This is a genomic window from Prevotella sp. MGM2 (genome assembly GCF_002933955.1).
Taxonomy (GTDB): Bacteria; Bacteroidota; Bacteroidia; order Bacteroidales; family Bacteroidaceae; genus Alloprevotella.
On the sequence record NZ_BEWW01000263.1, the window covers coordinates 1 to 6,442 of the forward strand.

Genomic DNA, 6,442 nt, shown 5'->3' on the forward strand with positions numbered 1-6,442 from the left:
CATATTTTTCCTGAGAATTCCCCGTATTGCAATTCAAATTCCAAGTATTCGTGTTAAAATTCCGATACGGACTTTTGTGACTCCAATACTTGGAATTGCTTTTTCAGTCGTTTGAAATGTAACAGAAAGTTAAATATGTTAAAGTGGATTCCTCCATATCACTCTGTAGGACGTTCGGTCTTTTAGAATGTGAAATCGGTATGAAAAACAATCCGTATGAAAAGAAAAACAAATAGGTTTGCTTTCCCGCTTCGCTCATTTGCACTATCTTTGCAATCCAATGAAACAAACTAAGTCAGAACAGAAAAAGTCGACCAGGCATGCGGGAGAAAGGCATTTGACCCTGGGGAGAGGATTACGTGCGTTATTCGGAAGCGTGTGGAGGCACAAGTATATTTGGGTCATAGCCCTTTTCCTCATTCATGTAGGTTTTGTAGACAACAACAGTTTTTGGAGACGGTATCAACTGGTGGCGGAAAACGAAGCGACCATGCGCGAAATAAAACGTTATGAAGAAAAGTTTGAAGCCGACAGGTCACAGCTCCGCCATTTGAAAACGGACCCGGAGGCGCTTATCCGCATAGCCCGCGAAAATCACCGGATGAAAGCCGAAGGCGAAGATATTTATTATATCATAGAGAACAGCGATTCTATCTGACCTTATTCCCCGATCTTCATATTCAGAAAATAATGCTCACTAAGTTTCAGGTTTATATATATAACATAGGAGGATTGGCCATGCTGGCAGGAGCAGTGCTTCCTACTCTTTTATCCGACACCACGCCGGCACCCTTTATCTTTGGCACAGGAGCGCTGATGTTTTGCAGCATGCAGCTTCTGGCACGTTACGACGGGCACAATATCGTTATACGGCGCTTGCGCCGGCAACAGATGATGGGAGCTTTCGCCCTTATAATAGCCGCGGCACTGATGTTCTGTTCGCAATATAAGGTGGGTCCGTTCCAAGGCGCCGAGTGGCAAGTGATATTGGGCATTGGTGCCGTTTTGGAACTTTACACGGCATTCCGTTTGCCCGCCGAGATGAAGAAAGATAATTAACATTTCCGGCGTAAAATCTTATTTGTCGTTAAGAGAAACAGGGATAAATGTAAAAAAGATTTATTTCTGTGTTTTCTAACACTCTCTTTCGTGTGTTTTCAAGGAAAGCGTTGTATATTTGCTTCACCAAAAGCAGAAAATCACACGTTACATGAAAGTCTTTGCCTATATAGCTTTCTCCTTGGCTCTGATAACATCTTGCACGGAGCAGTATAACATCGCCGGAATTTCTTCAGTCAGAAGTTTGGACGGGCGTATGTTGTATCTTCGTGTGAACCAGGGTAATGACGGGGTTCGTGTGGTCAATATAGACTCATGCGAAGTGGTGCACGGCCGTTTTAGTTTCTATAACAACCTCGACACCATAATGATGGCGCAGCTCTTCATGGGCAATGAAAGTTTTATGCCGCTTGTATTGGAAAGCGGCGACATCAATGTGCGCGTAGACCATGTGGGACAGCGAGTGAGCGGAGGCCCGCTGAATGACCGTCTCTATAAATTTGTCGAGAAGAAAAACCGGTTGGAAAACAAAATGTGGGAGCTTGATCAGAAGTGTCTGCGTATGATGCACGAAGGCCATTCGCCGGATGCCATTCGCCGGATTATTTCTCCAAAAGCGAAGAAAATAGCCAAACAGGTGGAGGCGCTCGAAACCAAGTTTATTAAAGACAATTACGACAATCCTCTCGGCCCGGGGTGCTTCATGCTTTTGTTTGGCCAATATCCGCTTCCTGTCATGACTGATCAGATACGCAACATCATTAAAACCGCATCACCTGCTTTTCTTCAGAATCCGTTTGTAAACAGCTACTTGCGTCGCGCAAGGCTTAATTCTTACAGACGTTTCGAATATGAACTTGAAGATGGTGATGACTTTTATTGATACTTACTGGAAGAGCCCGATAATAGAAAATCCGCGATAAACGGTTTATCGCGGATTTTCTATAGTTTTTTAGCGAAGTTTTGCCGATAGTAAAAGATGATAATCACTCAGCCCATATTACGATGGCGGATTATTGCCGTAATGCAGCAGTAGTGCCATTCTTTAAATGCAACTCAAAATCTGCCTGTACTTTCTTTCGTATCAGAAAAATATCAGAACTGAAGATAAATGAATGGCTGTATCTCGCTCCCCCGTACCTGTACGATGAGAAATATGAGCAGGACAAGTAATGACGCCTGTAGGATTAATGGCAGGCGCGTAACAAAGTGGCAAATGCCGTTGTTCCAGCCTGAAGGCAGAAAGTGGAGAAGAAAGCCGCCTGATATGAGGATCATTACTATAGGATAGCCGGAAAGAAACTGCACTAGAAGCTCGCCATGGAACTCTGTGAATATTTTGGACAGCATTATTCCGGAGGCTTCGAAAGTGGTGTTAGCAAAGAACAGCCAGCACAGGCAGACGAGATGAAACGTCAGTACAATGGCCGCCACACGGCGGAAACCCGAAGAAACGTAATGTTTATCATGTCCGAGAAGCCGGCGCCATGCTTTGTGCAGGCAAAGCGCTAAGCCGTGAAGACATCCCCAGACAATAAAGTTCCATGATGCTCCGTGCCATAAGCCGCCGAGTAGCATTGTCATGAATTGGTTGAAATACATGCGCAGGCGGCTGCAACGGTTGCCTCCCAAAGAAATGTAAAGATAGTCGCGCAGCCACGTGGAAAGGGATATGTGCCATCGCCGCCAGAAGTCAGTGATACTGTCACTCTTGTAAGGAGCGCGGAAATTGGCCGGAATTTTAAATCCTATCCACAAAGCTATACCAATGGCAATGTCGCTATAACCGGAAAAATCGCAATAAAGTTTCAAGGCATATCCGTAGACACCGAAAAGGTTTTCCAGACCGGTGTAGAGAGACGGATTGTCAAATATGCGGTTGACAAAATTCTCTCCGATATAATCAGAAATAACAGCTTTCTTGAATAGACCTGTCACGATGAACCACAATCCTGTGCCGAACATTTCGCGTGTTACTTCTAACGGTTGGCGCAGTTGCGGCAGGAATGTACGTGCCCGCAGTATAGGACCTGAAAGCAGAGTTGGGAAGAATGAGACGAAAAAAGCAAAGTCGAGTATGCTACGGGTGGCACGCATTTGCCCGCGGTATACATCAATGATATAGCTCATCGATTGGAATGTGAAGAAAGATATACCTAAGGGTAAGAAAACATCAAGCGTGTAACCGCCTTCGCCGAAGAGAGGGAAAACCTGTACAAGTAAAAAGTTGGTGTATTTGAAGTATCCTAGCTGCAATAACATGAAGCCGGTTGCCAGCCATAGCCAAAAACGCTTCATGCCTTTTCGTTCCGACCACTCCATCATGATGCCCGACAGGAAGTTCACCAAAGTTATAATGGCCAGTAGGGCGCAGTAGCTTCCGGCATTTTTATAATAAAAGTAATAGGAGAAACAAGTAACGTAAAGCAGGCGGACGGCAGTTTGACGCTTGCCAGATAGAAACATGTAGATGATGCTGAAACCGCACAGGAGAAACAGAAACAAACCGCTGTTAAAGAGCAGCGGTTGTGTGGGGTTGTAAGTTAAGAGTGAGATTAGTTTGTCAAACATCTTGTAGCTGGATACATCAGGTGTTGTAGTATGGGTTGTTTTTGCTGTAAAAGGCTTATTCGACCTTTTTCACCGCATACCGGCTTTATTGCATGTACTGGTTGTAGGCTTTCAAAATGGCTTCGCCGAGCATCTTTCCATGAAGCTGGTAGCCTGCGGGGGTGAAATGTATGCGGTCCGGCCGCATCATGCCGGCTCCTTGCCAATTGGTTACGGCTGCTTTTCCGCCGGCTATGCTGTTGAGGTCCCAAACGGCCAGTCCGTGTGCTGTGCCAAAACTTTCCAATTCTGCGGCGCAACGTACGCTCATCGGATTAATGCGCGAGACTGACCGCACTATGCGCCGTCCGCTGCGTGACCGGATTACGCGGCGTGTGGTCAGGTAGTCTCCCGGCGGTGTGGTGATCATGATAATGGCATCGGGGCAGGCTGTTGACAGCATTTCGTGAAAGTCTTCCAGTTGTATGCGGTGGAGTTCCTCCCGGTAACCCATTCCATGGCATTCGTTGGTACCGAATGAGAGGATGATGAGGTCGGGGCATTTGGCTGCGATCTCGTTGATTTTCTCACGATTGGCAAACCATTGTGTCGTTGCGCCGTTACGTCCCATGTAGCTGAATGATATGCCGGAACCGATGCTGTCGTTTTCAGCCTTGCCCCAGGCGTTTTCAAGTGTGGAGCGCACGGCTTTCGGATAATTGCCGCCTGCCACATGGGAGTCGCCAATCTGCAATACACGCAGGGGACGTCCGCTGCGGCAAAGCACATCGAACACCCGATTGAGCGATGAGGCACGATTGATAACATTGGGGCGTATGCCGGTGAAAGAAACCGGCATGGCACTGTCAATGTCTGCCACTTTCCAACGGGCTGATTTTTTATGGTCGGCCACCGTGCTTTCGTACACGGGCCTGAGGAAACCGAGATTCTGAGTGGCACCATCTGTAGCGTGTGACGACTCTTCAGGCTTTGCTGTAGCTGTGGATACGACATATCCTAAAGCAAATGTCAGTAGAGCTATCCATTTTATGTTTCGTAGCATGACTTTTTTCTTTTTTTCGATTGGTTAAGGGAGTGTCTGTAATTGCTTTTACTTTGGTTCAGGCCGTCAGTCCTTCCTCTCTGCCGGTTTATGGCCTCTGGCTGGTGTCGAATCCATGTACGAGTGCTTTGAAAAGGATGCCTGCGATGCGTTTTCCTCCCCTCCGGTTAATGTGGGTGTAATCACGTCCGGCTTCGGCCGGCCTGGCATCGGCCATGCGCCGCATGGCACCTTCTCCGCCCATGGCCTCGTAAAGGTTCCAAAAGGCAATGCCTTCTTCCATAGCCATCATCTGCTGATAGTTTATGAGGGCTTTTACTCCCGGCATGGTGCATAGTTGTCCGTTGATACGGTCTTCGCGGTCGCCGATGCTGACAACAAGGATGCCGGCTTTGGGGAATGCAGATTTGAAATTGGCAATCACCTTTTTCATCTGCCGAATATAATAATCGTATTTCAACTGTTTCTTTGAGGCCACATTGAGGCCGAATTGCAGTACAATAAGGTCGTATGGGCGCACTTCCGAGAGTTGGTGCAAATGTGCTGGTGATATGGCTGCCAATGGTGTTCCGCTGCTTCCGCGCAGCGAGAAGTTGTCGAGTATAACTCCTTGTCGGTCTTCCAACGCTACACCGTAGCATGTGGCATGTCCGCCTAAGGTGAAAGTCACTTCAGACATTGGTCCGTCAACATGTAATGCCTCTACCTGCCCGTGACCCTGTGCTGTGAGTGAGAATGTGTCTGCTCCGTTTAGCATTGCGCTTACTGTCAGGGGGGCAACTGCAGACAGGTATAGTGTGGCACGATCGAACCGGCGGAGATTGTTGTAGTCGTTCACACCGCTGTAGCTCACAGAGGCGCCGTTGCCGCCGCGTGCATAGCGGCAGGTCACTCCCAGTTCTGCCATATTCAGGCCTTTCTTTTCCAGTACATTGTGTTCAGTCCATCCTATTGCGCGATGTTTTACGCTGGTTCTCAATTTGGTGAAAGGCGAAGCAATGTCCACGAAGCCCACCCCGTTGCCGCCATAGTGCCGTTGCAGCAGCGCTCGGAGATCGGCCGTAAGGATGTCTCCTTCAATGAAGGAGTCGCCAAAATAGGCAATGCGCACCGGGCGTCCCATACTGTATCGGCTGGCCAGTGCCTTGTAGAAGGGAGCCATTCCGCGCAATGTGGAGTCGGCATAGTCCTCGATGCAGGTCATGCCGGCTGGGCAAGTGTCGCGTTTTGTAACTTTTGCGGCAGTCGCTTTGGGCGCCATGTTTATGGGACGGATAGTATCTTCAGGCAGCAGGTCGGCTAGGAAATCAACCGTTTTTATTTCATATCCGCCTGCCGTAAAGGCCGGCAATGCCCGCAACGCCAGCAATGCAGCGAGTACCAGACACAAAAACAAACAAGTGCGGATGATTCCTCTATTCATGTCATATCAATAACAAACCGACCGGATGTTTTTTCATACATCCGTTCTGGCAATCTTCTTAACTTCATCATTTTCAGCCTGCAAAGTTACAACTTTTTTATGGCTTTTACGATATAACTTTTATTTTTAACGAAGAAACCTCTTTCTGATTCCTTTCCTGTTGCTGTGAACCTTGTTTTTAACACTATTTGCTTTTGGCTGAAAAATGATGTATCTTTGTAACAGCGGAGCGGGACTTTCGATAGGAAAGTCCCGCTTTTTCTGTGTTTTTGAGGCATATTCAATGGGATTTTTCTCATATTTTCCCTGAGAATTCCCCGTATTGCAATTCAAATTCCAAGTATTCG

Annotated in this window: 6 protein-coding genes; 3 read left to right on the forward strand and 3 right to left on the reverse strand. The window is 47.4% G+C overall.

Going from position 1 to position 6,442, the window contains the following annotated elements; all coding sequences use genetic code 11:
- Positions 1-280: 280 nt before the first annotated feature.
- From C5S62_RS06730 to C5S62_RS06740, 3 genes are all read left to right on the forward strand, one after another.
- Positions 281-658 (forward strand): septum formation initiator family protein, encoded by a 378-nt coding sequence (locus C5S62_RS06730; RefSeq protein WP_133159527.1) that lies wholly within the window; start codon positions 281-283, stop codon positions 656-658.
- 32 nt (positions 659-690) lie between these two features.
- Positions 691-1,059 carry a hypothetical protein gene (locus tag C5S62_RS06735; RefSeq protein ID WP_104404630.1) on the forward strand — a complete coding sequence of 123 codons (369 nt, stop codon included), beginning with the start codon at positions 691-693 and terminating at the stop codon, positions 1,057-1,059.
- A gap of 151 nt (positions 1,060-1,210) precedes the next feature.
- Positions 1,211-1,942, forward strand: coding sequence for a DUF4369 domain-containing protein (locus C5S62_RS06740; RefSeq protein ID WP_104404631.1), 732 nt, complete (start codon positions 1,211-1,213; stop codon positions 1,940-1,942).
- A 212-nt stretch (positions 1,943-2,154) separates the two neighbouring features.
- Here the strand turns inward: C5S62_RS06740 and C5S62_RS06745 are convergent, their stop codons facing one another.
- From C5S62_RS06745 to C5S62_RS06755, 3 genes are all read right to left on the reverse strand, one after another.
- Complete coding sequence (locus C5S62_RS06745) at positions 2,155-3,630, reverse strand: MBOAT family protein (protein ID WP_104404632.1); 1,476 nt, start codon at positions 3,628-3,630, stop codon at positions 2,155-2,157.
- 85 nt (positions 3,631-3,715) lie between these two features.
- The gene (locus C5S62_RS06750; RefSeq protein ID WP_104404633.1) at positions 3,716-4,672 is read right to left on the reverse strand and encodes a GDSL-type esterase/lipase family protein; all 957 of its coding nucleotides are present in this window, start codon (positions 4,670-4,672) and stop codon (positions 3,716-3,718) included.
- An 88-nt stretch (positions 4,673-4,760) separates the two neighbouring features.
- The gene (locus C5S62_RS06755) at positions 4,761-6,095 is read right to left on the reverse strand and encodes a hypothetical protein (RefSeq protein WP_104404634.1); all 1,335 of its coding nucleotides are present in this window, start codon (positions 6,093-6,095) and stop codon (positions 4,761-4,763) included.
- Between the last annotated feature and the right edge of the window lie 347 nt (positions 6,096-6,442).

Excerpts from the sequence above, each read along its gene's own strand:
- C5S62_RS06755 (WP_104404634.1), bottom strand. The coding sequence starts at position 6,095 with ATGAATAGAGGAATCATCCGCACTTGTTTGTTTTTGTGTCTGGTACTC.
- C5S62_RS06740 (WP_104404631.1), top strand. The coding sequence starts at position 1,211 with ATGAAAGTCTTTGCCTATATAGCTTTCTCCTTGGCTCTGATAACATCT.
- C5S62_RS06730 (WP_133159527.1), top strand. The coding sequence starts at position 281 with ATGAAACAAACTAAGTCAGAACAGAAAAAGTCGACCAGGCATGCGGGA.
- C5S62_RS06750 (WP_104404633.1), bottom strand. The coding sequence starts at position 4,672 with ATGCTACGAAACATAAAATGGATAGCTCTACTGACATTTGCTTTAGGA.
- C5S62_RS06745 (WP_104404632.1), bottom strand. The coding sequence starts at position 3,630 with ATGTTTGACAAACTAATCTCACTCTTAACTTACAACCCCACACAACCG.
- C5S62_RS06735 (WP_104404630.1), top strand. The coding sequence starts at position 691 with ATGCTCACTAAGTTTCAGGTTTATATATATAACATAGGAGGATTGGCC.